Origin of the sequence: Faecalibacterium sp. An121, assembly GCF_002160915.1 — a bacterium.
GTDB classification, from domain to species: Bacteria; Bacillota; Clostridia; order Oscillospirales; family Ruminococcaceae; genus Faecalibacterium; species Faecalibacterium avium.
Map to the genome: position 1 here is coordinate 35,684 of NZ_NFLM01000009.1, position 25,379 is coordinate 61,062.

23 protein-coding genes and 1 tRNA gene are annotated in these 25,379 nt (G+C 63.8%); 5 read left to right on the forward strand and 19 right to left on the reverse strand.

Going from position 1 to position 25,379, the window contains the following annotated elements; translation table 11 throughout:
- Positions 1–21: 21 nt before the first annotated feature.
- From B5E66_RS06610 to B5E66_RS06625, 4 genes are read right to left on the reverse strand one after another with little or no spacing between them, the layout of a single operon-like run.
- Positions 22–777 (reverse strand): hypothetical protein, encoded by a 756-nt coding sequence (locus B5E66_RS06610; protein WP_087230415.1) that lies wholly within the window; start codon positions 775–777, stop codon positions 22–24.
- Complete coding sequence (gene scpB, locus B5E66_RS06615) at positions 774–1,310, reverse strand: SMC-Scp complex subunit ScpB (protein WP_087230418.1); 537 nt, start codon at positions 1,308–1,310, stop codon at positions 774–776. The genes B5E66_RS06610 and scpB overlap by 4 nt, the downstream gene beginning before the upstream one ends.
- A complete protein-coding gene (locus B5E66_RS06620; RefSeq protein WP_087230421.1) occupies positions 1,297–2,040 on the reverse strand; it encodes a segregation and condensation protein A in 744 nt (247 codons plus the stop codon). Before B5E66_RS06620 ends, scpB begins: the two co-directional genes overlap by 14 nt.
- A 4-nt stretch (positions 2,041–2,044) precedes the next feature.
- Positions 2,045–2,719 (reverse strand): site-2 protease family protein, encoded by a 675-nt coding sequence (locus B5E66_RS06625; RefSeq protein WP_087230423.1) that lies wholly within the window; start codon positions 2,717–2,719, stop codon positions 2,045–2,047.
- A gap of 243 nt (positions 2,720–2,962) precedes the next feature.
- Here B5E66_RS06625 and rpmB point away from each other — a divergent pair, with 243 nt between their 5' ends.
- The 4 genes from rpmB (at position 2,963) to B5E66_RS06645 (ending at position 5,084) form a co-directional block, all read left to right on the forward strand.
- A complete protein-coding gene (rpmB, locus tag B5E66_RS06630; protein WP_087230425.1) occupies positions 2,963–3,151 on the forward strand; it encodes a 50S ribosomal protein L28 in 189 nt (62 codons plus the stop codon).
- Positions 3,152–3,233: 82 nt separating this feature from the next.
- Positions 3,234–3,410 (forward strand): DUF4250 domain-containing protein, encoded by a 177-nt coding sequence (locus B5E66_RS06635; protein WP_087230427.1) that lies wholly within the window; start codon positions 3,234–3,236, stop codon positions 3,408–3,410.
- A gap of 34 nt (positions 3,411–3,444) precedes the next feature.
- On the forward strand, positions 3,445–4,233 hold the full coding sequence (locus B5E66_RS06640) for an alpha/beta hydrolase-fold protein (protein WP_087230429.1): 789 nt from the start codon (positions 3,445–3,447) through the stop codon (positions 4,231–4,233).
- Between the two features lie 20 nt (positions 4,234–4,253).
- Positions 4,254–5,084: a sugar phosphate isomerase/epimerase family protein gene (locus B5E66_RS06645; RefSeq protein WP_087230432.1), complete on the forward strand. Its 831-nt coding sequence runs from the start codon at positions 4,254–4,256 to the stop codon at positions 5,082–5,084.
- Between the two features lie 68 nt (positions 5,085–5,152).
- On the opposite strand, the gene B5E66_RS06650 is transcribed toward B5E66_RS06645, so the two are convergent.
- The 11 genes from B5E66_RS06650 to B5E66_RS06700 all read right to left on the reverse strand — a co-directional run bounded on the left by B5E66_RS06650 (position 5,153) and on the right by B5E66_RS06700 (position 18,331).
- Entirely contained in the window at positions 5,153–7,708 is a 2,556-nt protein-coding gene (locus B5E66_RS06650; protein ID WP_087230435.1) for a heavy metal translocating P-type ATPase, read from the reverse strand.
- Positions 7,709–7,737: 29 nt separating this feature from the next.
- Positions 7,738–8,112, reverse strand: a complete 375-nt coding sequence (locus tag B5E66_RS06655) for a metal-sensing transcriptional repressor (RefSeq protein ID WP_087230438.1) — start codon at positions 8,110–8,112, stop codon at positions 7,738–7,740.
- Positions 8,113–8,347: 235 nt separating this feature from the next.
- The gene (locus tag B5E66_RS06660) at positions 8,348–9,172 is read right to left on the reverse strand and encodes a glycosyltransferase family 8 protein (RefSeq protein ID WP_087230441.1); all 825 of its coding nucleotides are present in this window, start codon (positions 9,170–9,172) and stop codon (positions 8,348–8,350) included.
- A gap of 59 nt (positions 9,173–9,231) precedes the next feature.
- Complete coding sequence (locus tag B5E66_RS06665) at positions 9,232–10,311, reverse strand: glycosyltransferase (RefSeq protein WP_087230444.1); 1,080 nt, start codon at positions 10,309–10,311, stop codon at positions 9,232–9,234.
- Between the two features lie 46 nt (positions 10,312–10,357).
- Entirely contained in the window at positions 10,358–12,097 is a 1,740-nt protein-coding gene (locus tag B5E66_RS06670; RefSeq protein ID WP_242958116.1) for a glycosyltransferase, read from the reverse strand.
- 253 nt (positions 12,098–12,350) lie between these two features.
- Positions 12,351–13,949: a hypothetical protein gene (locus tag B5E66_RS06675; protein ID WP_087230447.1), complete on the reverse strand. Its 1,599-nt coding sequence runs from the start codon at positions 13,947–13,949 to the stop codon at positions 12,351–12,353.
- On the reverse strand, positions 13,946–14,668 hold the full coding sequence (locus tag B5E66_RS06680) for an ABC transporter ATP-binding protein (protein ID WP_087230450.1): 723 nt from the start codon (positions 14,666–14,668) through the stop codon (positions 13,946–13,948). The genes B5E66_RS06675 and B5E66_RS06680 overlap by 4 nt, the downstream gene beginning before the upstream one ends.
- 193 nt (positions 14,669–14,861) lie before the next feature.
- Positions 14,862–16,262, reverse strand: a complete 1,401-nt coding sequence (locus B5E66_RS06685; protein WP_087230452.1) for an Orn/Lys/Arg family decarboxylase — start codon at positions 16,260–16,262, stop codon at positions 14,862–14,864.
- Entirely contained in the window at positions 16,259–17,710 is a 1,452-nt protein-coding gene (gene scfB, locus B5E66_RS06690; protein WP_087230455.1) for a thioether cross-link-forming SCIFF peptide maturase, read from the reverse strand. The genes B5E66_RS06685 and scfB overlap by 4 nt, the downstream gene beginning before the upstream one ends.
- A gap of 75 nt (positions 17,711–17,785) precedes the next feature.
- Positions 17,786–17,932 (reverse strand): six-cysteine ranthipeptide SCIFF, encoded by a 147-nt coding sequence (gene scfA, locus B5E66_RS06695; RefSeq protein ID WP_087230457.1) that lies wholly within the window; start codon positions 17,930–17,932, stop codon positions 17,786–17,788.
- Between the two features lie 108 nt (positions 17,933–18,040).
- Complete coding sequence (locus B5E66_RS06700) at positions 18,041–18,331, reverse strand: DUF2508 domain-containing protein (protein ID WP_087230460.1); 291 nt, start codon at positions 18,329–18,331, stop codon at positions 18,041–18,043.
- Between the two features lie 169 nt (positions 18,332–18,500).
- On the opposite strand from B5E66_RS06700, the gene B5E66_RS06705 reads away from it, so the two are divergent.
- Positions 18,501–18,574 (forward strand) — tRNA-Gln (locus B5E66_RS06705).
- A gap of 138 nt (positions 18,575–18,712) precedes the next feature.
- Here B5E66_RS06705 and B5E66_RS06710 read toward each other — a convergent pair.
- The 4 genes from B5E66_RS06710 to B5E66_RS06725 form a co-directional block, all read right to left on the reverse strand.
- Positions 18,713–20,470 carry a bifunctional metallophosphatase/5'-nucleotidase gene (locus B5E66_RS06710; RefSeq protein WP_087230463.1) on the reverse strand — a complete coding sequence of 586 codons (1,758 nt, stop codon included), beginning with the start codon at positions 20,468–20,470 and terminating at the stop codon, positions 18,713–18,715.
- 278 nt (positions 20,471–20,748) lie between these two features.
- On the reverse strand, positions 20,749–22,863 hold the full coding sequence (gene rnr, locus B5E66_RS06715) for a ribonuclease R (RefSeq protein ID WP_087230466.1): 2,115 nt from the start codon (positions 22,861–22,863) through the stop codon (positions 20,749–20,751).
- 451 nt (positions 22,864–23,314) lie between these two features.
- A complete protein-coding gene (gene secG / locus B5E66_RS06720) occupies positions 23,315–23,563 on the reverse strand; it encodes a preprotein translocase subunit SecG (protein WP_087230469.1) in 249 nt (82 codons plus the stop codon).
- 118 nt (positions 23,564–23,681) lie between these two features.
- On the reverse strand, positions 23,682–25,280 hold the full coding sequence (locus B5E66_RS06725; protein WP_242958119.1) for a peptidoglycan D,D-transpeptidase FtsI family protein: 1,599 nt from the start codon (positions 25,278–25,280) through the stop codon (positions 23,682–23,684).
- Positions 25,281–25,379: the final 99 nt, after the last annotated feature.

Here is a 25,379-nt window from a genome sequence, read left to right on the forward strand (position 1 = left end):
CACAGGTCAGTATAGCACATTTTAAAGGAACACGTCCAGTACCTTTTCCCGTTCAAACAAAAGCAGCACCTTCCCTGCGGCGATCGCCACAAACAGGGCACGGGCCGATACCCGGAAGGAGACCCGGCCCAGAGGCCGCGGGGCCTCGGGGTCGATGCAGGGCACCAGCCGCAGTTCCTCAAAGTCCATATAGATCCAGTGGCTCAGAGCGCCCAGGGCCGGGTAGAGCCAGGCGTTGGCCCTGCCATAGGCCACGGCCGCCTGGGCGGGGTCCTCCCCTGTCACCGGCATAAAGACCCGGATGCGGGTCACCCGCAGGGCCCCGAAGGCCGCCCGGGTCAGCATACCGGCCCCCTCCAGCATGGTGTTCAGCCGATGCAGCGTCAGCTTTGCTTTCTGTTTTGGCTGGGAGGCGGCAGGCTTTTTGGGCGGCTTGCGCGCGGCCTTTCCGGCCCTGCGAGCCTGCAGCTTCCCCTTCAGTCTGCCCCAGAGCCGGGCCAGAAAACCGGGCTTTGCCTCCTGCCCTGCGGCAGCGGGGGGCGGCGCCGGCCAGGTGAACACCGGGAAGGTCAGCCCCAGCGCCCCGGCGCGGATCTTCACTTTCCCCCAGCCCTCCGGGTCGTCGGGGTCTTCTTCCCAGGAGAGGTCGGCGCAGAAGGGGCACAGCAGGATCACAAGGGCCAGCACCAGCACCACGGCCAGCAGGCCAAGCAACAGCAGCCCCAGCCGGACGGCCAGCCACAGCGCCCCCTGCAGGACAGCCAGCAGGATATTCATTGGCTCCCCTCCTTTCCCTCATCCTCCGGGCGGACCGGCGGCAGGTCTGCCAGGCTGCTCAGCCCGAACACCCGCAAAAAGTGGTCGGTGGTCCTGAAGCTCACCGGACGCCCCGGCAGATCCAGCCGGCCCGCCTCCTCGATCAGCCCCTTTTCCAGCAGGCCGGACACACTGGAGGAGGAATCCACTCCCCGCACCTGTTCGATGAAGGCCCGGGAAACGGGCTGGTTGTAGGCAATGACGGTCAGGGTCTCCATGGCGGCATTGGACAGGGGGACCGCTTTCCGTGTTTCCAGGGCTTTGCGCACCCAGGGGCCGTATTGATTTTTGGTGGCCAGCTGCCAGTGGCCCTCCAGGCACAGCAGCTCCAGGCCGCTCTCGGGGCGCCGGTACCGCTTTTGCAGTCCCTCCAGGCCCCGGGCCACCAGGCTCTGGGGCAGTTCCAGGACAGCGGCCAGCTTTTCCGGGCCGATGGGGTCGGCATGGGCGAACAGCACCGCCTCCAGCATGGCCTCGATCTCAATTTGCTCCATGGTCATCCTCCTGTGATGGTTCCCTGCGGGGCAGCCGGCCCCGCCGCATCTGCAGCCCGCCGTCCTCACGGATCTCCAGCCGGCCCGCCCGCACCAGCTCCAGCACCGCCAGGAAGGTGGCCACGGTGGCGGACACCTCCTGGTCCGGAGCAAACAGCTGGTCCAGCCGGTCCACTTTGCCGGTCGCAAGCCCCCGCAGCACGTGTACCACCCGGCTTTCCACCGAGACGAAGGGGGCCGCCACCAGCGGTTCAAAGGTCTCCTGGCCCAAAGGCTGCGGCCTGGCCCGCCCGGCCATGGCCTGCCAGCAGCGGGCCAGAAGCTGGGGGGAATGGCGCAGTGGGTAGAGGCTATCGGTCTCAAGGCGGGCCGGGGCGCGGACATAGACCGTCACCTGCCTGGCCCGGTCGGCCAATTGGGCTGCCAGGCGGCGGCAGCGGTCGTATTCGATCAGGCGTCCGGTCAGTTCCTGTTTGAGCTGCTCGGCCTCCTGGCTGCGGGGCAGCAGCAGCCAGCTTTTCATCTCCACCAGCCGGGCCGCCATCTCGATGAAGCTGCTGGCCGCCTCCGGCTCCTCCCTGCGGGCCTGGGTCACCACCTCGGTGTACTGGTCGATCAGCGCCAGGATGGGGATATCGTGCAGATCCATCTTGTGGGCCTGCACCAGGGCCAGAAGGAGTTCCAGCGGGCCGTCGAAATCCTTCAGGTGGAAGGTCAATCCCTCTGCCATCCCATCACACCCTTGTGCCTATGCCGGACAGGTAGGAGGCGTAGGCCAGCTGGTCCACCCAGCCCGTGCCGTCCACCAGCAGGTTCCATACCTGGTTGTTGGCCCAGGCCAGCGGCCCGTTCAGCGCGCCGTACCACACCACGGCCAGCAGGATGACCAGGATGACCTTTTCGTACTGCATGACCCGGAAGTAGAGCCGCCGGGGCAGCACCAGGAGCAGCACGCGGCTGCCGTCCAGCGGGGGCACCGGGATGAGATTGAATACGGCCAGCCCCACGTTCATCATGATCATGTACTGCAAAAAATAGACCGCATACTGGCTGACGGCATTGGCCGGGGCCCAGTAATAGACCGCCTTCCACGCGGCCATGGACAGGTAGGCCAGCACCAGGTTGGCCGCCGGGCCGGCCAGGGCGGTCACCGCCATCCCCAGCTTCGGATTTTTGAAGCGGCGCGGGTCGATGGAGACAGGCTTCGCCCAGCCTACCCCCGCCACCACCATGCAAAGGGTGCCCAGCAGGTCAAAGTGGCGCAGCGGGTTGAGGGACAGACGTCCCTGGGCCCGGGCGGTGGGGTCGCCCAGCAGCCAGCTGGCCAGGGCGTGGCCCATTTCGTGGATGGGGATGGCCACCAGGGTCACCAGCAGCCGGGTCAAATAATAAATGCCCGTTATGGTCATAAAGAAATTTCTCCTGTTTCATATTTCCCTGCCGGACGGCGCCGCCGCCCGGACGATGTGTCTCCATGATACTATTTTTTTCCCCGTGAAACAAGGCCCCGGGCCGCCACTTTGAAAAAACAGCGGCATTTTTTTAAAATGGACTTGCATTTTCGGCTCGTGTCTGGTAGAATAATAGGGCTGATTACACTGTATTGTTTTGGATTCCCTTTTTGATTTCACTTCATAGGAGGTGCGAAAATCATGGCTAAGTGTGAATGCTGCGGCAAGGGCGTGACCTTTGGTATCAAGGTCTCCCACTCTCATCGCCGCTCCAACCGTACCTGGAAGCCCAACGTCCGCCGCGTCAAGGCGATCGTTGACGGTTCCCCCAAGTATGTTTATGCATGCTCCCGTTGCCTGCGCGCTGGCAAGATTACCCGCGCTGTCTAAGTCTGTGGTGTATGTTGCCGGTCACGTTTCCCGTGGCCGGCTTTTTGTTTCTTGTTCCGCTCACGAAAGAGGTGTGTTTTGTATGGCGCTGCCCAGCGACCCCGTCATGCTGCTGAGCGTTATCAACCTGAAGCTGCGTGATTATTACCCCACCCTGGACGCCCTGTGCGAGGATCTGGACATCGACAGGGAAAGCCTGTGCGGCCGGCTGGCCGCCATCGGCTATGCCTATGACCCCGCCCGGAACCAATTCAAATAAACAGGAAGATTCTCTCTGAAGGAGGAACTGCATCATGATGGATGGCATCTATTATAAGGAATGGAGCACGGCCCTGGGCCGGGAGATGGAGTTCAAGGTCTATGGCACCGGGGGCGTGCCGGTGCTGGCCTTCCCCTGTGAGGGCGGTCGTTTTTACGACTGGGAAAACAACGGTATGCCCGATGCCGCCGGCTGGCTGATCCAGCACGGCAAGGTCCAGCTGTTCTGCGCTGACAGCATCGACCAGGACAGTTTCCTGGCCGGCCATCTGTCCCAGCGCCGCCGGGCCGAGATGCAGGAGAAATACTTCAACTATATCACCGGCGAACTGGTCCCCCGCATCCTGGCCCTGAACGCATCCGCCCAGCCCAAGGCCGCCGGCGCCAGGGAGGAGAAGGCGGGCCCCATCCTGTGGGCCATCGGCGCCGACCTGGGCGCTTACCAGGCCGTCAACTGCCGCCTGCGCCGCCCTGAACTGTTCTGCGGAGCCATCGGCCTGTCCGGCCGCTACGACCCGTCGCCCTGGCTGGGCGGCTGGGAGGATGACCTGGCCCTGCGCAACGCGCCCATGGCCGCCCTGTCGGTGGGCCTTCTGGACAGTGCCGACAAGGCCGCACTCCAGAAGGGCCAGTTCCTGCTTTGTGCCGGCCAGGCCCAGGACGGGACCGAACCCGCAGCTCTGGCCTCCACCCAGGCCCTGGACGAGGCTTTGAAGGGGGCGGGCATCCCCGTCTCCACCGAGATCTGGGGCCAGGATGTCACCCATGAATGGCGCTGGTGGGCCCGCGCCTGGGACGTTTTCTCCAACCGTCTGTTCAGCTGAGAAAGAGGAGGTGCTCTGCCATGCCCGCATTCATCATCGGAGCCCGCGGCCACGATTTCGGCCGCCATACCCCTGCAGACCTGCTGGCCGCCATCGGCCAGGCGGGATTTGCCTGCACCCAGCTGGCCTATACCAAGGCCATCGAAGGGGTCAAGAGCTATGCAGACGTCACCCCCGCCCTGGTGGAAGACACCCGGAAGGCGGTGGAACAGACCGGCGTCCGCATTGCCGTCTACGGCACCTATGTGGAGTTGAGCTATGCCGACGAGGACAAGCGCCGGGCCGAGGCTGCCAAGGTGATCGGCCAGGTCGGCAATGCCAAGCGGCTGGGGGCCGGCTGCATGGGCAGCGAGACCACCGCCATGGCCAAGCAGCCCGGCGTCACCCGGAAGGAAGCGCTGGAAGCCCTGCTGCGCAGTCTGGGCGAGATCATGCCGGTGTGCGAGGAAGCCGGGGTCCTGTTCGGGGTCGAGTGCGTCCATCACCACGCCATGAACACCCCTGAGGCCACCAAAATGGTGCTGGACACCATTGCCAGCCCCAACCTGCGGGTGATCTGCGACCTGGCCAACTACGTCAGCCCGGCAGAAGCCTCTGTGGACGCCCAGCGCCGCATCTGGGACAAGGTGGGCAGCTGGTACGGCGACAAGATCAGCGCAGTCCACTTCAAGGGCCTGGCCTTTGCGGGGGACACCTTCTTCTCCACCAGCCTGGAGGAATCGGCCATCGACTACGCGGGGGGCTTTGCCATGCTACGGCAGCTGCCCCAGGCATCCCTGCCCGTCCTGCGGGAGGAGGCCGTTCCCGCCCGCGCCGCCAGTGACATCGCCTTTATGCGGCAGTTCTGCTGAATCCCAAAAAGACAAGCCCCCTGCCCGGAAAACGGCAGGGGGCTTTTTGGCTGTGTGGGAAAACGGCTTTATTCGATGCCGGTGACGGTGTAGTCCTTGTCCTCCACGGCCTTGGTCAGGGCGGCGTCATCCACAGCTTCGCTCAGGGTGACCACTGCGGTGCCGGCCGTATGGCTGACCTGGGCCGACTGCACCTGGGGCAGGGCCTCCAGGGCTTTTTTGACGGTGGCCTCACAGTGGCCGCACATCATTCCTTCGATCTTGATGGTCTTTTGCATGGTAGCTACCTCCGTGTTGATGGGGCACGCAGTCTGCCGCGGCGCAGGAGCGGGAGGCAGTTCAACGGCCCGGATGGGTTTATCTTTTTTGGCGCTGTGCAAATCGAACAGGTTCAGCCGCAGCGCATTGGACACGACACAGAAACTGGACAGGCTCATGGCCGCCGCACCGAACATGGGGTTCAGGGTGAGCCCCAGCGGAATAAAGACGCCGGCTGCCAGGGGGATACCGATGACATTGTAGATGAAGGCCCAGAACAGGTTCTCATGGATGTTGCGCAGGGTGGCCCGGGACAGCCGGATGGCTGCCGGCACATCCGACAGCCTGCTGTTCATCAGCACCACGTCGGCCGCATCGATGGCCACATCGGTGCCGGCGCCAATGGCAATGCCGGTGTCGGCCCGGGTCAGGGCGGGGGCGTCGTTGATGCCGTCCCCGACCATGGCCACCTTGCCCTTTTCGCTCAGGGCCCGGATGACGCTCTCCTTGCCGTCGGGCAGGACCCCGGCGATCACCTGGTCCACCCCGGCCTGCCGGCCGATGGCCTCTGCGGTGCGCTGGTTGTCGCCGGTCAGCATCACCACACGGATGCCCATCTGCCGCAGCTGCCGGATGGCCTCGGGGCTGTCCTCCTTGATGGTGTCAGCCACCGCAATGACACCCAGCAGTTTCTTCTCTCCGCCAAAAAACAGCGGGGTCTTGCCCTGCTCTGCCAGCTGCTGGGCCTGCTGGGCCAGAGCGGCGGGCACCCGGGTCTGGGTCTGGATAAAGCTGAGGCTGCCGCCATAGATGCTGCGTCCCTCCAGCCGGGCGGACAAGCCGTTGCCGGGCAGAGCGGTAAAATCGGTCACGGCAGGGGCTTGCAGACCCTGCTGTGCGGCATAGGCCAGTACAGCTTTGGCCAGGGGATGCTCGCTCTTCTGTTCCAGGGCGGCGGCCAGGGTCAGCAGCTCCTGCTCGGTGACCCCCTCCACAGGAACCATCTCGGTCACCTGCGGCTCCCCCTTGGTGATGGTGCCGGTCTTGTCCAGGGCCACGATCTGGGTGCGGCCGGCGGCCTCCAGGGAGGCTGCGGTCTTGAACAGGATGCCGTTTTTGGCGCCCATGCCATTGCCTACCATGATGGCCACAGGGGTGGCCAGACCCAAAGCGCAGGGACAACTGATCACCAGCACCGAGATGCCCCGTGCCAGAGCAAAGGCCAGATCCCGGCCCAGCAGCAGCCATGCGAGGGTGGTGATGACGGCGATGGTGATGACGGCCGGCACGAACACCCCCGACACCTTGTCAGCGATCTTGGCGATGGGAGCCTTGGTGGCCGCCGCATCGCTGACCATCCGGATGATCTGGGACAGGGTGGTATCCTCGCCCACCCGGGTGGCTTCACAGCGCAGGAAGCCGGACTGGTTCACGGTGGCCGCCGAGACAGCGTCCCCGGGGGCCTTGTCCACCGGGATGCTCTCACCGGTCAGGGCGCTCTCGTTGACTGCGCTGGCCCCTTCCAGCACTACGCCGTCCACCGGGATATTCTCCCCCGGTCGGACCACAAATTGATCTCCCCGGCGCACCTGTTCGATGGGCACTTCCACTTCCCGGCCTTCCCGCAGCAGGGTGGCGGTCTTGGGCGCCAGCTTCATCAGGCTTTTGAGGGCGTCGGTGGTCTTGCCCTTGCTGCGGGCCTCCAGCATCTTGCCCACGGTGATGAGGGTCAGGATCATGGCAGCCGACTCGAAGTACAGCTCCATCATATATTCCATCACCCGGGCGGTATCCCCGTGCAGCTGGGCGTCGGTCATGACGAACACCGCATAGGTGCTCCACACAAAGGATGCGGTGGAGCCCAAAGCCACCAGGGTGTCCATATTGGGGGACCTGTGGAGCAGGCTCTTGAAGCCGCTGATAAAAAACCGCTGGTTGATGACCATGACAATGCCGGCCAGCAGCAGTTCCACCAGAGCCACCGCCAGATGGTTGCCCGCAAACCAGGCAGGCAGGGGCCATCCCCACATCATATGCCCCATGGAAAAGTACATCAATACCAACAGAAAGCCCAGGGATGCGATCAGCCTCTGCTTGAGTTTGGGGGTCTCATGGTCGGCCAGAGCGTCCAGGGCAGCGGCGGCGGGCTGGGCCTGGGCAGGCCCGGCGGCTTTGGGGCTGGCCCCATAGCCCGCCTGCTCCACCGCCCGGATGATGTCCTGGGGGGAGGCGGTGCCCTCCACCCCCATCGAATTGGTCAGCAGGCTGACCGAACAGGCCGTCACCCCCGGCACCTTGCCGACCGCTTTTTCCACCCGGGCGCTGCAGGCAGCGCAGCTCATCCCGGTGATCGTATATTGTTCCATCTTGTTCTCCTCTTGGTCAGGAGGCCGCTTTATTTCATCAGCCGCTGGATCACCCGCACCAGCTCATCCACGCTCTCATAGCGGCCGGCCTCCAGGTCGTCCACCACACAGGTGCGGATGTGCTGGGCCAGCAGTTCCTTGCAGAAGCTGTCCAAAGCCTTGCCGACAGCCGATGCCTGGAACAGAATATCCGGGCAGTAGGCGTCCCGCTCCACCATCCCGCGGATGCCCCGCACCTGGCCCTCCACCCGGTTGAGGCGGTTGATCAGGTCCTGGTATTCCTCGGGGCTGCGGTGACGGGTGCGGGGGGTGCCGTGTATGGTGGTCACGGGATAGCCCGCATCCGGCTGCTCGGTCTCGATCTGCTGGGCGGCGCCGGCAGGGATCTTGTTTTCATTTTCCATTTTATGGTCCTCACTTTCCTGTTGTCTGGCACCAAAGGCAGTCCCTTTGGAGGTGCGGCCCATTCCACCGCACACCCCTGGGGGTACTTGTGCATTCAGTATACCATGGAACGACCCACAAAACAAGTGGGAATTTATACCCATACCCCCTATATGTGTGAAAAAACAGTGAAAAAGAGGAGACGCGCCGCGCGCGTCTCCTCTCTTTTCCATGCATCGTACAGGCGCGGGCCGGTCAGGCTTCCTCGCCGTTCTGCTCCGCCATCGACTGGGCCAGCTCTTCCTGGTAAAAGACGCCCAGAGGCCCGATGTAGCTTTTCTGCCAGGGCTTGGGCTTGCCCAGATAGTGGATGACCACCGTATTGCGGCGCACCCAGTCCAGGCTGAGCTTTTCGGACGGAGTGGCGCTGCACCGGATGTACAGCCGGTCGGTCATGTTGTAGATCCGGCTGTCCAGCACCAGAGCCCGGTCCCCAAACAGGGCGGTCAGGATATCCTGGTCGGGCAGGATCAGGCGCTTTTTGTATCTTTCGGCATAAGCCCGGATGTCCTCCAGCCGCAGCGTGCGGCGCAGCTCGGCCAGGTTGAGCATCAGCACCCCTGAATTGAGGTAGCGCACTCCCTCGTCCAGCCCCAGCCGCACCTGGTTGATCCGGTCCAGAAACCTGGTGGTATGGCTGCAGGCCATAAAGGCCGAACCGGCGAAGTCGGAGGTATAGAGGGGCTCCAGGCTGTTGAGCACCACTGTATCCACATCCAGATACAGCACCCGGCCCAGACTGTCGGGCAGCAGCAGAGGCGCCGCCAGCCGGTAATAGATCTGCAGCGGGTAGCGGCTGGACTCGGGAAAGCCCTCGAACAGTCCATCCGGCACCTGCACCAGGGTACAGCGGTCGGCAGGGCGCAGGATCTGGCGCATCTGCATCGCATCCGCCCCGGTCAGGTCGGAGTGGAGCACATAGATGTCGTAGCGGTCCGCACCCCCATGGCGGAGGATGGTGGCCATGCACTGCTGCCACAGGGGGATGAATTTTTGGTTGATGGAAAATAGTAAGTTCATATCTCTATTGTATCCAGACCGATCGGTTTATATACCTGCGGCCCGGGGCGCAGGCGACCTCAGGCCCGTCTCTTTTTGGCGGCAGCCTCTGCGCGGGCGGCTTCGGGGCTTGTCTTGGCCGCTTCCAAAAAGCCGCTGGAAGCATAGATGCGGCACAGCCCCTGGCCGATCTGGCGCAGGCTCCGGGCTTCCGCCACCGCCATCCCACCGTCTTTCAGGCTGGGCAGATGGCCGGCCAGCATATCTTTCAGCCTGGACTCGAACTGATCCAGAGTGGCGGCCTTGTAGACCGATCTGCCGTCCTGCAGCCAGTTGTCGTACACCGGGATATCCCGCAGCAGGGTGGGGATGCCGCAGGCCAGGGCCTCCAGCACCACGATCCCCTCGGTCTCCTCGTGGCTGAGGAACACAAAGGCGTCGGCCCCGCAGTAGGCATCGCAGAGTTCCTCCGCGTTGACATACCCCGCAAACAGCACATTGCCGGGCGCCGCCTCCATGGCCTGGCGGATCTCGTCGGTGAGCAGGGCGTCGTCGGTCTGGCCAAACCAGATGAACCGCACCTGGGGCATCCGCCGGGCCAGCTCCACAAAATCCGGCAGGCCCTTGCGCACCATCCAGTGCCCCACCGACATGACGCACTTCTGCCCTTCTCCCAGGCTGTACCGGGTGCGGAAGCGGGCTGCGCGGCCGGCATCCGGCTTGAAAAAGTCGGTGTCGATGCCATTGGAAAGGGTGTAGATGGGCCGTCCGATCTTGTAGCCCATCAGGATCCGGCGGGAATAGACGCTGGGGGTGATCACCACATCCCCCTGCCGGTAGCACAAAATCAGCCACCGCTTGAACAAGGGGGCCAGCAGGTTGGAGCCCAAAAAGCTGTTGCGGAAGTCCTCCATGGTGGAGTGGCCATAGTAGACCACCTTGCACCCGCGGGCATGGGCCCGGGCCGCCGCCAGCAGGGCGCTGGGCAGCACCGTATTCAGATGGACCACGCATTCCCGGGCTTCAGGGCCTGCAGGCGGCAGCTGGTCCACCAGGGGCAGGCCGGCGCTTTTCAGGGCTGCGGTCTGGTGTTCCAGGGCCTTGCCCACGCCGCTTTTGCGGACGGTATCGTAGCCGCCATGATAAATGCAGACAGACATGATGTATTCCCTTCTTGTACTGGCAGGCAGCGCCTGCGTAAAATGGTCACAGCAGCCGCAGGATGGCGTTCATGGCCACCGTCAGGCCGGTGCTGTAAGCCGCAATGGCAAAGGGCTTGCAGGTGAGGATGATGAAGGTGAACTGCCGCCACCCCATGGAAGTGGTGCCCGCCAGATAGCACAAAAAGTCATCCGGCGCCACCGGGAAAAAGATGGCCAGGGCAAACCATTTGGCAAAGCTCTTTTTGCCCAGCCAGCCGTCGTATTTCAGCAGCAGCTTGCGGGGGAACATCCGCTCCAGCAGAGGGCGGCCGCAGTACCGCGCCACCCCGAAGGCCGCCATGGACCCCGCGCAGATCCCCAGATAGTTGTAGGCAAAGCCGTACCACGGGCCGAACAGCACCACACCCGCCAGGCATCCCAGCCCGCCGGGCAGAATGGGGATCACCACCTGGATGGCCTGGAACGCCACAAAGGCCACAGCAGCCCATACGCCCAGTCCGGCCACCCAGGCCTGCAGCGCTCCCAGGTCGGTCAGCAGGCCCTTTTGCCAGGCCCATACGCCCAGCCACAGGCACAGGAAAAAGCAGGCCCCGGACAGAGCCGCCGGCACGCCGGCGGGCAATCCCCCGTTGAGGGTGCGCCGCCGTTCGATGGCCTCACTGTACACCTGCATGGCCTGGGCGGCAAAATGGCCGGCAGAGTACCGCTCGGCCGTGGCCAGGGCCCCCGCCCGCAGGCTGTCGTTCCTCGTCCCGGACAGCAGTACCTCCAGCGCCTGATGGAAACCGGCAGCGTCCTTCCACTGCCAGCCGTTGACCCCGTTTTCCACCACGCCCTCCAGGCAGGGGTCGGCGCGGACGATGGCAGGCAGGCCACAGGCCAGCGCCTCAAAATAGGTCAGGCCCTGGGTCTCGCTTTGGGAGGCGCACACAAAGGCGTCGCCTGCCTGGTAATAGCGCACCACCTCGCCGGGAGGCACCATCCCCGCAAACATCACCCGGTCCACAAGGCCCAGGTCGGCGGCCTGCTGTTCCAGCTGGGCCCGCACCGGGCCGTCCCCGACAAACAGCAGCAGAGGCCGTGTGTCCGCAGGTTCCCTGGCCAGCAGGCGCAGCAGCTCCCCGTGGTTCTTCTCGGCAGCCAGGCGGCCCACCGACACCAGGATCTTCTCCTGCTCGGGCAGGCCCAGGGTCCGGCGCAGAGCGGGCTTGTCCTCCGGCCGGATGGGACGGAAAGCGGTCAGGTCGATGCCGGTCGGCACAGTGTAGACCGGGCAGCTGACCCGGTATTCCTGCAGCAGGCCGGTGACCTTGTTGGTGGGCGCCAGGATGGCGTCGCACCGGCCCGACACCAGGCGGGTAAATTCCTTCACCGCTGCCCGGCCGCACCGCTCGCTGGGGATCACATAGCGGGTGTAATCCTCATAGACGGTGTGGTAGGTATGCACCAGCGGGCAGTTGCACCGGCGTGCCAGCTGCCAGGCCGGCAGGAAGGTGGAAAATTCACATTGCGAGTGGATGACGTCCGGGCGCCAGCTTGCCAGGGCTTTCAGCCAGCGGCTCCAGGCCAGCAGCCGCACCCGCGCTCCGGGGTAGACACGGTCGGCGCTCATGCTTCCCAGATAATAGACGCCGTCTTCTTCATAAGACTGATTGGTGGACGACAGGGTCAGCACCCGGACGTCGTGCCCCTGGGCCAGCAGCTCCCTGCGCAGCAGGGTCACCGAACGCACCACGCCGTTCACGGCCGGGGTCCACCAATCGGTGGTGAGCAAGATCTTCATGGTTCAGCACCTCCGTAACAGAGTTTGTCTGAGAAAGCCGCTTCTTCCTATAAAACGAATCAGAAGCCGGACTTTTTGCAAAAATATGGAGAGTCCCAGTCCGTTTTCGGCACGAAAGGGCCGGCGGGCAGTGGGTGCTGTCCGTCGGCCCGATGTTTCCGGTTTTATTTTAGCAGGTTTTTGAGCGCTCTGCAAGGCAATTTACCTATTCTTTGCAGCTTTACACCTGTTTTTATAAAATTCCTTAAGATTTTCACATCTGTGCAAAGAGGGTGCAGCCGCCCCGCCGCAGCCAGGCCAGCAGCGCCGCGCAGCCTGCCCCCAGCAGGCCGCAGCAGACGGCCAAAGCCCCTGCCGCACCCAGCACCGACTGCATCCCCCACCAGATCAGACAGAGCACCATCAGGACGCCCCATCCGGCAAACAAGGTCAGCACCGGCGCCGCGCCGCCTTTGACGGCAGCGGTCTCGTTGGTCCAGTGGAGGTTGGGCAGCCGCAGCCCAAACACCAGGCCCATCGCCCCACTGAACAGGACATACAGGCCCGCACCCAGCAGAACCAGCACCCCCTCCCAAAAGCTCCCCCCTGTCACCCACAACAGGCACAGCATGGCGAAGACCGCGGGGGGCAGCGTACAGGCCAGATGGAGGTCCAGCTTGGCCCGCAGCGCCTGCCAGGGAGTGACCGGCAGGGACTGGAGCAGCCAGAGGGTCTTCCCTTCCAGGGACACCGAAGGCGGGGTCAAAAGGTTCATGGAGGCCGCCGCGCACACACCGGCGCATCCCAGCGCCGGGCCGTATCCTGCCGGCAGCATCGCCAGCATGGCCGACAGCTGTCCCGCTTTCCACAGAGCCGCCGCCCCCATCGCCGGCAGGAACAGGCTTGCCAGCATCCCGTTGACCAGATAGCTGGTGCAGCTGCCCAGCCGCCGGAACTCCCGCTCCAGCAGCGCCCTGCGCAGGCTGTGGGCCCGGATGGCCCCGACCCGGCTGGCAGAGCGGCGGGCTCCCCGGTGGGTGGTCATCAGCCGCAGGTAGCTGCGGCGCAAAACCAGTCCCACGGCGCCCAGGACCGCCAGAGACACCGCTCCCAGAACGGCCAGGGCGGGCAGATCGCCCACCGCAGCCTGCCCCAGCAGATACAGCACCCAGGCGTCGGCCCGCAGGCCTCCGGCAAAGCTGTCCAGATGGGTCATCAGCCAGATCATCCCCTGCTGGATCCCAAAGTGGGCTCCAAAGGCAAACCCCAGCACCAGCACCGCGTACAGCAGGCTGAACAGGGGCTTGAACCGGGTGATCCGCTCCCCCAGCAGGGCCGCGGCCCATCCCGCCAGGCAGGCCGCCGCCAGCACCAGACAGCCCAGGAACACCGTCACCGGCACGAGGGCCAAAGCGGCGCTCCACGGGTGGGCTCCAAACAGCAGGTACACCCCATACGCCGGGACCAGGATCACGGCCAGGTAGCCGGTGCCCGTCAGCCAGACACAGCCCATCCGCACCGCCAGGATCATCCCCGGCGGGATGGGCAGCGAGAGCAGCAGTTCATTGTCCCGGGGGCGGTACAGTTCCCCGTAGGCCGCGAAGGCTCCACCCATCACCCCCACCAGCCAGGCAGGCACCAGCAAAAGCACAAAATACAGCCAGTCCAGCCCGGCCTGGGTGAGAGGGACGCAGACCAGCCAGGCCAGCAGGCCCACGCTGCCCGCCACGGTGAGCAGCACCAGCACCATCAGCGCCCCAAATCCGATCACACGCCAGCCGGTGCGGCTGCGCCCGGTAGCGGCGTTCCGGCGCAGAAAAGCAGTCATCTCCAGCAGCTGTTTTTTCAGCATGGCCCGCAGCAAGACGCTCATCCCTGCCCCTCCTTTTCCTCGACCAGTTCCAGAAAGACTTCTTCCAGCGAGTCGTCTCCCCGCACTTCCTCCATCGAGCCGGCACGCACCAGTCTGCCGCCCCGGATGATGGCCACTTTGTCACACAGCTTTTCGGCCACCTCCAGCACATGGGTGGAGAAGAAGATCGCTCCGCCCCGGTCGCACAGACGGTGCATCAGCTGCTTGAGCTGGTGGGCCGCCTTGGGGTCAAGACCCACAAAGGGCTCATCCATCAGCAGCAGTTTGGGGTCGTGCAGCAGGGCCGACAGGATGGCCAGCTTCTGCTTCATGCCGTGGGAATAGGCGCTGACCGGCTGGGTCAGGTCCCCTGCCAGCTCAAACAAAGCGCCGTATTCCTCGATCCGTTCTGCCCGCAGCGGCCCCGGCACCCCAAATACATCCCCGATGAAGTTGAGGTACTGGATGCCGGTCATATACTCGTACAGGTCGGGGTTATCGGGGATGTAGGCCATCTGCCGCTTGCAGGCCAGCGGGTCGGTGCGGATGGATATCCCGTCCACCAGGATATCCCCGCCCTCGAACTGCAAGATGCCGCAGCAGCTTTTGAGGGTGGTGGTCTTGCCTGCTCCATTGTGCCCGATGAAGCCGTAGATCTCCCCCGGGCAGATGTGCAAAGACAGGTCATCCACCGCCTTTTTATCCCCATACGTCTTGGTCAGATGCTGGATACGCAGCATAAAGCGCCTCCTGTCCGATGGCAGCCGCCATCATTTAACATTCATGTTAATTGTGAGCCGATTATAACAGAAAGACTCCGCCCTGTCAACGGGCAGCGCACAATCTTTTTGATATCAAAATCATATCATTTTATTCTACATCTGTCAAGAGGGCACAAAAAAGCGGCAGACTGAGCCTGCCGCTTCCTGTCTTTTATTCAGTCGTCACCGCCACCCGGCGGATGCCATAATAGCCAAACAACTCTGCCGCCGCCGGACCGATCGTTTCACCGCTGACCGCGATGGGGATAGCGGGCGGGCAGGCCACCGTGGGCAGCGCGCAGACCCGGCCCACCGCCTGCTCCACCGGCACAAGGTCCTGTCGGGCAAACACCGCCTGACGGATGGTGCATTGGGGGCGCGCCTGTTCTTCCAGACGGACCCAGAGGCCGGGGTCCGGCGCATTCCGGCGGAAAGCGCCTTCTGCCGGGGCTTGGGCCGCCGCTTTCACCCCCTGCTCCACCCGCTCATAGTCCAGCGGGCGGTTGCCAGGGGCGAACATCAGCACCACATACTGCCCGTCGGCGTATTCGCATTCCACTTTATGGGCGCGGAGAAGATCCGCCAAAGCCCGGCCGCTGCGGCCCAGGGCGTTGGCATCCAGCACCAGTTTGAGGGGCTCTGCGGGGCGTACCAGACCGGGGGCCAGCCGGGCCAGACGGGCTTTCAGGCCGTCCACCGCTTCCACACAGGCAGCCAGCTCTCCCGGCCATGGCCCTGCCAGCGCACCGGCACACAGGTCCAGCGACTCCATGATCAGATAGGACGGGCTGGTGGAGCCAAACAGGCACATGGCGCCCCGCACTGCCGCCGGTTCAGGCCGCAGCAGGCCGTGCCCCAGGTGCAGATAGGCCCCGCCGGTCAGCACCGGCAGGGTCTTGTGGGCCGAGTCGCAGCACAGGTCCGCCCCCTGATCCAGGGCGTGGCGGCTGCCCCCGGGCAAAAACCGCAGGTAGGCCCCATGGGCGTGATCCACCAGCAGGGGCGTCCGATGGGCATGACAGACAGAGGCCAAAGCCCCTACATCCTGCATCCCGCCCAGGTAGTCGGGGCTGGTCAGGTAGACGCCGAAGGGGCTGTTCCCCGTCTGCTCCAACCCGGTCAGGGCCGCATCCAGGGCTTCCGGGGACACCGGGCAGGCGCAGAGGCTGCCGCCCTGCCCGTCTGCCGGGGGCCACAGCCAGCGGATATCGAAATCCAGCAAGGCCGCAGCGTACAGCAGAGCCTTGTGGGCATTCCGGGCCGCCAGCAGCACCGGTCTGCCCTGCCCCGCCGGGGCAGCCTGGAGAGCCAGGAACAGCATGGCCCGGATGCACTGGGAAGAACCCTCGGTCCCATAAAAGGTGCCCGCGGAGCCGAACAGCCGGGCGGTATTGGCCTCGCTTTGGGCAATGATCCCCTCCGCCTCATACAGCTCATCCGCCCCGGCGATCTCGGTCAGATCCCAGGCCTCGCAGCCCAGCGGACCGCGGCCCTTGTGCCCCGGCATATGCAGCCGGGATATCCCTGCTTCGGCATAGGCCCGGACAAAATCCGCAAGAGGGGTGGCGCTCATTCGCACCCCTCGCCGTCGGCGCAGGCGGTGCAGGCGCCGCCCACCTGGATGGGCACCTCGATGCCCTGGGCTGCCAGGTCCTGGTTCTCGGCCACCTGGATCATGATGGCGCATTCGATCCGCTTTTTGAACAGCTCGCAGCCATACTCATACACCCCCGAGATGCTGCCGGTGGCGTGGTAGGCGTTCGCCGCGCAGCCGCCCGAGCAGTACAGCTTGGCCCAGCAGTCCTTGCATTCGGGCCGGGCATAGGCGTTGCAGTGGCGGAACTCGTCCTGGGCTGCCGTGTTGGTGACCCCTTTCCAGATATCTCCCAGCAGGTATTTGGGATCACCTACAAACTGGTGGCAGGGGTACAGGTCGCCCCAGGGGGTGACGGCCATATACTCGGTGCCCGAGCCGCAGCCCGAGATCCGCTTGTAGATGCAGGGACCGCCGGTCAGGTCGATCATATAGTGGTAGAAGGTGAAGCCCCGGCCCTCCCGGTCCCGGCGCAGCATCTCCTTGGCCAGCAGCTCGTACTGGTCCAGCAGGACGGGCAGGTCCTCCTGGGTGAGGGCGCAGGGATCGTCGGGCTTGGAGACCACCGGTTCCATGCTCAGCTCGGTAAAGCCCAGATCTGCCATGTGGAAGATATCGTTCGTAAAATCGGTGTTGGCATGGGTGTAGGTGCCCCGGATGTAATAGTTCTTGCCGCCGCGGGCCTCCACCAGCTTCTGGAACTTGGGCACGATGGTATCGTAGCTGCCGCGGCCCGCATAGTCCACCCGCAGCCGGTCGTGGATCTCTTTGCGGCCGTCCAGGCTGAGCACCACGTTGCTCATCTCCCGGTTGCAGAAATCGATCACATCGTCGTCGATCAGCATACCGTTGGTGGTCAGGGTGAAGCGGAAGTTCTTGCCCGTCTCCTTTTCGCGGCCGCGGCAGTAGGCCACCAGGTCCTTGACCATCTGCCAGTTCATCAGGGGCTCGCCCCCGAAGAAGTCCACCTCCAGGTTGCGGCGGGTGCCCGAGTTCTCGATCAGGAACTCCATGGCCCGCTTGCCCACCTCCAGGCTCATCAGGGCGCGCTCGCCCTGGTAGCGGCCCTGGGCCGCAAAGCAATAGGAGCAGTTCAGGTTGCAGGTATGGGCCACATGCAGGCACAGGGCCTTGACCACATGGCTGCGGTTTTTGAAATCAAAGGCCATGTCCTCGTAGATATCGGGGCTCCACAGCTTGCCTGCCGCTTCCAGCGCGGCCACATCGTCGATGCACTGATCCAGGTCTGCGGCGGTGACATCGGGGCGGGCGGCGTATTTGGCCAGCAGGCTGGCAGCCAGCTGGTCCCGGGGCATTTCCTTGTACAGGGCAATGACGTCATAGGCCACGTCGTCCACCAGATGGACCGAGCCGCTGCAGGTATCCAGCACGATGTTGTATCCGTTGAGCTTATACTGATGTACCATTCTGTCCTCCGTAAAGCACAAAACAGCCCACAAAAAAATGCCGCCCGGCAAAGGCGGCATCCGATGGGGCCAAGTTTACTTGTTTGCGTTCTCGCACTTCTGGTTTGCCACGCCGCAGGAAGTCTTGCAGGCAGACTGGCAGGAGGTCTGGCACTCGCCGCAGCCGCCGGTCTGGACGCTCTTGGTCAGGTCGCGGGTCGCAATGGTCTTGATTCTCTCCATGGTATGTACCTCTCTATTCTCTATCGTTTACGCTGGAAACTGCGCCGGGCGGGCGCATGCACAGCACGCGTATCTTGTCTGATATGATAACACGGTTTGCCCCTGCTGTCAAGGGCTACCATCCTCAAAGGAGGGCAGGCCGGCCAGCACGGTGTGGACCCCCAGCTCCCGGGCGCGCTGCAGCAGATACCGGTAGCGGCACAGCAAAGCCTGCCGCTCATAGATCCGCTGCTCCACCAGATCCGGGTCCACCTCCAGATTGAACATCATGGCGTTGCGGCGCAGGCAGTACAGACATTCTTTCAGTTCTTCCTCCAGTTCGGGGTGATAGCGCTCATGCTCCATATCCCGGTGCACCCGGGGGGACAGCAGGCTGGCGCGGCTGGCAGCTTCGGACATGGCAGTCTCCTCCTTGCTCTTTTCTCGCAGCTGGGTCGTTTATCCCATTCTACGCTTTGAGGCTGGCAAAATATGCCGATTTTTTTATTTTGGGGGTTGACATTGCCCCTCCCGGCGGCTATAATATAGAGCGTCGGCAGCAAACGCCGGCCCGCAAAACAGAATACGATGGGGATTTGCATAGTGGTAGTGCGGTAGACTCTGACTCTACTTGTGGGAGTTCGATTCTCTCATCCCCAACCATGCCTCGTCCGATGGGACGGGGCTTTTTGTCGTCCATGTTTCCGCAGCGCCAAAAAGCCCGCCCCGGCGGGAACGCACGGGGCGGGCAGGAAGGTTTTATGAAATCAGAAGGTATGGGATTTATCCGCAGCGAGAATCTCAGAGCAGGGTGATGCGGCCTGCGCCGTAGGGGTTCTCATAGTCCAGCAGATAGCCGGCATAGTCGGCCAGGGGGCTGTTGGCGCTGGTGATGCTGCCGCCGTTGAACAGCATGGCGTAGCTGGACAGCACCAGGTAGTCCTCCGAGACGTAATCCTTGACCAGAGTAGCGCCGTCGAACATGGCAAAGCCGTCGCCCAGGCTGCGCAGGGTGTAATTCATGCCGGCCATGTTGTAGGTGCGGGCGGGGTCCAGAGGCTCATAGGCGCCGGTGGCCTTGTTGTAGATCTTGATGTTCTGCACACGGGGCGTACCGGTGGCAGGGCCGGTCCAGACGTTCTGGTCGTCGGTCTGGACGGTGTTGGGGATATCGGTGTGGATCTCATAGGTCGCGCCGGCCACCTGCAGGAAGCCGCCGTTCTCCTGGCCCGAGCCGGCGTAGCGCGCGCCGAATTCCAGGGCGTTCTGGATCTGCGCGCCGGTGACCGACATCAGGCAGGCCACGTTGCCGAAGGGGCTGACCGTCTTGCAGGTCATGTAGGTCCAGTCGCCTGCGGGCACGTCGGCGCGGATGCCGCCGCCGTTCATGATGGCGATGTCGCAGTCCAGCTGCTCGATCTCATTGAAGTAGGCATAGATGCCGTCGGCCACCAGGTCGCCCATGTTGGTCTCCTGCGAACGGATCAGGCGGTCGCCGGTGACGGGATCGTTGATATAGAAGTTGACCGGGCTCTCGGCGATCTTCTCGCCCAGCATATCGTCCACGGCGTTGATCCAGTCGGTCTGGAGGATCAGGGTCTCATTGAAGGGATTGACGTTGGTGGAGGAGATCAGCTCGGTGGTGAAGTTGCGGTCGGTGTCGATGGTCATGCGGCCGATATTGCCCAGATAGCAGCCGGTCTGGGTCAGCAGCACGGGGTTGCCCTCGGCATCCCGGACCGTCTCCCCTGCCATGACGGTGTGGGAGTGGCCGTCAATGAAAGCGTTGAAGCCCACCGTGTGCTGGATGACCTCGCGGCTGGTCCAGGGAGAGGAGGAGCCGTCCACACCCAGATGGCCCAGGCCGATGACAAAGTCGGCATAGAGCCATGCCTCGTCGATGGCCTTCTGCACTGCGTCGTAGAGGGCCTGGCCGTCATCGCCGCCGTCGATGCCATAGATGAACTCGTTCTGGCCGGCATCCATAAAGTAGGCCGGAGTGGATTTGGTGATGGTCTCGGGGGTGGTGACGCCGATGAACGCCAGGATGCGGCCGCCGCGCCAGAAGTACTTGATGGCGGGCAGCACCTTCCGGCCGGTGCGCAGGTCCTTGAAGTTGCAGCTGATGTAAGGGAAGTCGGCCTCCTCGTTGACGATGGTCAGGATGCGGTCCATGCCATAGTCGAACTCATGGTTGCCCAGGGTGGCCAGGTCATAGCCCGCCGAGTTCATCAGCTTGATGATGGAAGCACCTTTGTCCATGGCGCCGTAAGCGGTGCCCTGGATATGGTCGCCGGCATCCACCAGCAGCACGTCCATGTCCGCATCTTCGTAGCTCTTTTTGAGGGCTTCGATGTTGGCATAGGTCAGCTCAGGGGCCTCGTTGTCAATATAGGTATGTACGTCATTGGTATACAGGATGGTGATGGGATGCTTCTCAGGCGCAATGAACAGGCCGTCCGCAGCCAGCGGGGCGCCCGTGAGGCCGAGAGCCGCAGCTGCACCCGTGGCAGCGCCGGCGGTTTTCAGGAAATTACGACGCGATATGTAATTTTTCATCGGAACATCCTCCTCGTTCGGTTGTTTGTGGTTTTGGTCAGCTCTGTGCCGCAGGCTGTAGAAAATACCCGCAGTACCACTGCTATAACAATAGCATAAACGCGGACCTAAAACAAGACCCAAACCGTCAAAAAACGGTACTTTCTGCCAAAATAGGAAAATATCTTGGGCAGTATCGCCAAAACCGGCCAGAGATTTTCCCCGCCCTGCCTCAAATAGAAAAAAGCGCCCCGCCCGCCCGGAAAGCCGGGGCAGGCAGAGCGCCATACAGGCACGATTTATGCGTTGGGACGGGCCGGCTCGAAGTCCACCTTGCCCAAGTTGACGTCGGCACGGACAATGGTGATCATCAGGCTGTCGCCCAGATTCCAGGACTTGCCCGAGACAGGGTCGGACAGGCGCACGCCTTCGGTCAAAAGCGCGCCGGAGGGAGTCAGACTGCCCACAGGGACAAAGCCCTCCACACCGTTGTCCAGCTCCACAAAGACGCCCCGCTGGGTGACGCCCGAGATGGTGCCCTCGCGGCATTCCCCAATGTGCAGGCGGGCGTATTCGGCCTTGTAGCAGTCCTCGGCCCTGCGCTCGATCTGCATGGCCACCACTTCCTGGGCGCTGGACTGCTTGCTGACCTTTTCGGCAAAGTCGGCATAGCGCACCGTCAGCGTCTCCTTGTCGGTGCCGGACAGCAGGTCGGTCAGGATGCGGTGGATGGCCAGGTCGGGATAGCGGCGGATGGGGCTGGTGAAGTGAGCATAGTCTTTCAGCACCAGGCCGTAGTGGCCCTTGGGCTGGGCCTGGTATTCCGCCTTGGACATGCACCGCAGCAGGCCGGTGTGGATGATCTTTTCATAGGGGGTACCCTTGACCCCTTCCAGGATGGCGCTCAGCTCTTTGGGCTGGGGCACCTCAGCTGCAAAGTGGTCGTTGATGCCGCAGGCCTTCAGCAAAGTGTGCAGCCGCTCCAGTTTCTCGCTGTTGGGCTCCTCGTGCACACGGTAGACAAAGGGGATCTTGCGGGTGCGGGCGAAATGGGCCGCGCACTGGTTGGCCAGCAGCATGAACTCCTCGATCATGGCCTCGCTCTCCCCCTGCACTCGCTTTTTGACGTCGATGCACCGGCCGTTATCGTCCAGGATCAGCTTGACCTCGCCGCTCTCGATGTCCATGCAGCCCCGCTGGCGGCGCAGGCCGGCGCGCAGGCCGTACAGCGCCTTCATGGCGGGCAGCTGGGCAGCCACCTCGGCGTATTTGTACTGCAGCTCGGTGTCGGCGGTGCCGGCCAGCAGGGCGTTGATCTCGCTGTACACGCCCTTGACCCGGCTGCGGATCACCGACTTGACAAACTTGTAATCCACCAGGTTGCCCGTCTTGTCCAGGTGCATCAGGCAGGAGAAAGCCAAACGCAGCTCCCCTTCGTTCAGGCTGCAGATGCCGTTGGACAGCTGCTTGGGAAGCATGGGCACCACCTGGTCCGCGTAGTAGACGCTGGTGGCACGGCTGAACGCCTCATTGTCCAGCTCGGTGCCCGGCTTGACATAGTGGGACACGTCCGCGATGTGGACCCCCAGCTCAAAGCCGTCGGGGGTCTGGTTGAGGCTGATGGCGTCGTCGATGTCCTTGGTCTCGGCGCTGTCGATGGTAAAGATGGGCAAGGCCCGCAGGTCCATCCGGCCGGCGGTATCCGCCTCGGAGACCGATGCGCCCTCCAGCTTTTTGGCTTCCTCCCGCACCTTGTCGGGGAAACGGACATGGACATCCCGGTCATACAGCAGGGCTTTGGCGCAGCGCTTGGCCTCCTCGCTGGAACCAAACCGCATGGTGACAGCCACCCGGTGGTCCTCCTGGCGGGTGCCGCGGCTGCGGATCTCCACCGCCACCTTGTCCCCGTCCCGGGCGCCGCCCTCGCCGTCCCGGATGATCTGCATCGAAATGGCAGGGCAGGCATCGGGCACGAACACCAGACGCCCGCTGATCCGGCGGGCGGTGCCCACCAGGTCGTTCTTTTCCTCCAGCACGGCCAGGATCTCGCCCTCGTCGCTGCCCTCCACCCGGGGATGGGCCAGTTTCTCCACCAGCACCCGGTCTCCCGGCATGGCGCCCTTCATCATCCGGCCGGGGATAAAGATGTCCCCTGTGCCGTCCTCCAGCATGGCAAAGCCAAAATTCTTGCCCAGCTTGACCAGGGTGCACACCAGGGCCTTATCCTTCCGGCCCGAACGCACCGTAAAGAACACGCCCTCGGTCTGGCAGATCACGGCCTCCCGGACCAGCTGGTCCAGCGCCTCCATCACCTTGCGGTCGGCAGCGCGGTCCCCGCCGAATTTGGCTTTCAGGTCCCGCACCGTACAGGGCTGCATTTGGATGGCCCGCTCGATCTTGTCTCTCATTGGCATATCAAATACTCTCCTTCACATCCTTCTGCGTACCGCCTGCTGCTTCGGGCGGACGCGCTGCCAGGCCCGGGGCCGTGCCCGGGCACAAAAACAGCCCCGCTTTTCCTGCGGGGCCTCTCTGGCGTGCCGTGCCGGCACACCTTCGGGGAAGCCAGTTTCTGCGCCCTGTATCCCCTGTTGTGGTTTGCGATCCTCGCTGTTCCGTCCGGGTTGCGGTGCCCTGAATTTCCGGCGCGCATGCAATGCGCTTGAAAATTCAGACCGCGGCCCCTTTGGTTGCTGTTAGCCAAATTTCCATCGCACGTCGCAGCGCGCTCGTAAATTTGGACAGCTGCCCCAACTCCAGCTCGGCTGTATCGTCCGCTGGACGTGCCTCGCTTTCGTTGTGCCTCGCCTGCTTCGTCCGCAGGACGCGGCTCGGCTGCGCAGCCACAGGACGCGGCAAAGCATGTCAGCCCAGGCGGCTGGACAGCACGCAGGCGGCGATCGCCACCACGAAGAAGATCACACCGGCAACGCGGGTCACTTTGGCCAGCATCTGGTCGGCGGGGCTCAGGCGGGTGGTATTGGCGCCCTGCATCCCGCCGCCAATGGCGCTGGACAGGCCCTGGCCGTGGGTGTGCTGCAGCAGGGTCAGCACAATGATCACAAGTGCAACGATCAGCAGAACAACGCCGCCGACAATCTCATAAACCGTCATGTGTAGAACGCTCCTTTAAACTCCCGGGCAGCCCGCTGGGCCAGCCCCCGAATCGATTTGCATGGAAATACCTTTATAGAATAGCACAAGATCCTGTCAAAAGCAAGATGCTTTGGAGCTATTCCTGTTCCAGCAGCCACAAAGCTTCGCACACCTGGGCAAAGATCCGGGCGCTGGAGCACACGGGGTCGGTCTGGCCGTCCTGCAGCACCACCACCGTATACCGGGGGTCCTCCGCCGGGCAGAACCCCGCAAACCACAAATTCATCTTCTCCTCCCCTTCCGCAGTGAACTGGCCGGTCTGGGCGGTGCCGGTCTTGCCGGCGGCACTGCCATGGATGGGCGCGCCCTGGCGGCCGGTGCCCTCTGCCACCACCCCCGTCAGCAGCTGCTGCAGCCGCTGGGCGGTCCGGGCCGAAAACACCTGCCGGGCAGCGGGGATGGCGCCGCTCTCCACCACTTCGCCGCTCTCTCCATCCAAAACGGCCAGCACAAAGCTGGGGGTACGGCAGACGCCGCCGGCGGCAATGGTGTTCATCATGGCGGCCACCTGCAGGGGAGTGGCCAGCAGCTGTCCCTGTCCAAAGCTGAAGTTGGCCAGCTGCCCCGAGGCCTCCAGCGTCTCCAGGTCGGGCAGTTCCCCTGCCGCCCCCTGCAAGCTGCCCGCCACCGGCGTGTGCTGGCCAAAGCCCAAAGCCCGGGCCGCTTCCAGCACCCGCTCGGCTCCCAGCTGCTGCCCCAGCCGGATGAAATAACCGTTGCAGCTCTGCTCCAGGGCGGCAGCCAAGTCCACCGTGCCATGGGCGGTGCCCGAAGCACAGCGGAACACCTGTCCGTCCACCATGGTATAGCCGGGGCATTCCACCACAAGACCGTCCAGTCCCGCCTCGATGGCGGCAGCCGCCAGCACCGGCTTAAACACCGAGCCCACCGCATAGGCCGCCAGGGTACGGTCCAGCAGAGGGCTGCCGGGCTGATCCAGGCTGGCGGCCACATGGTCCGGGTCGTAGCCAGGCAGGCTGACGCTGGCCCGCACCTGGGCGGTGTCCACATCCAGCACAAGGATACAGCCGCTGGTCATGGTCTGTGCCGCCACCGCCTCCACCGCCCGCTGCACCGGCCGGGAAATGGTCAGCTGCACATCCGCCCCTTCAAAGCCCGCCCGGGTGTAGAGGGGCTGGGTCCCCTCCACCAGACGCCCCTGGCCGGTCACCTCGCAGGTGATGGTATCCCGGCTGCCGCTGCCCGCCAGCTGGCGGTCCAGAGCGGCCTCCAATCCTGCCACGCCCCGCCCTTCCCCGTCCAGATAGCCGATCAGGTGCTGGCACAGGGGCGCCTGGCAATACCGCCGGACCGACGGGTAGGTATAGACCCCCAGCGCGGACACATCCCGGCTGACCTCCAGCAGAAAGGGCGCCGCGGCGTTCCTGCGCTGGTACAGCGCCGCCTGCCCTGCCGGTGTGGCCGCATCGTACAGGCGGACATAGCTGCTCTCCCCCGGCAGACAGAGGGCATACCAGCCGGTCTGCAGCCCGGTGAGGGGCAGGCCCTGGCAGTCATAAAATGTGCCCCGCCGGGCGGGCATACTGAGGGTGACGCTGCTCTGCCCCGCAGCGCGGGCTGCATAGCCGGTGTTGCTGGCGGCCAGATACAGCCTGCACAGCACCACTGCAAACAATCCCACCAGCACCCCATACAGGGCGGTGATCCTCCGCACAGACAAAAGCCCGCACCCCCTTTGCAGACAGTGTGGGCCGGACAGGGTCCGGTTATTCTTCCCCAGGCTTACAAAAACCCCGGCGCCCTGCTTTTGGAA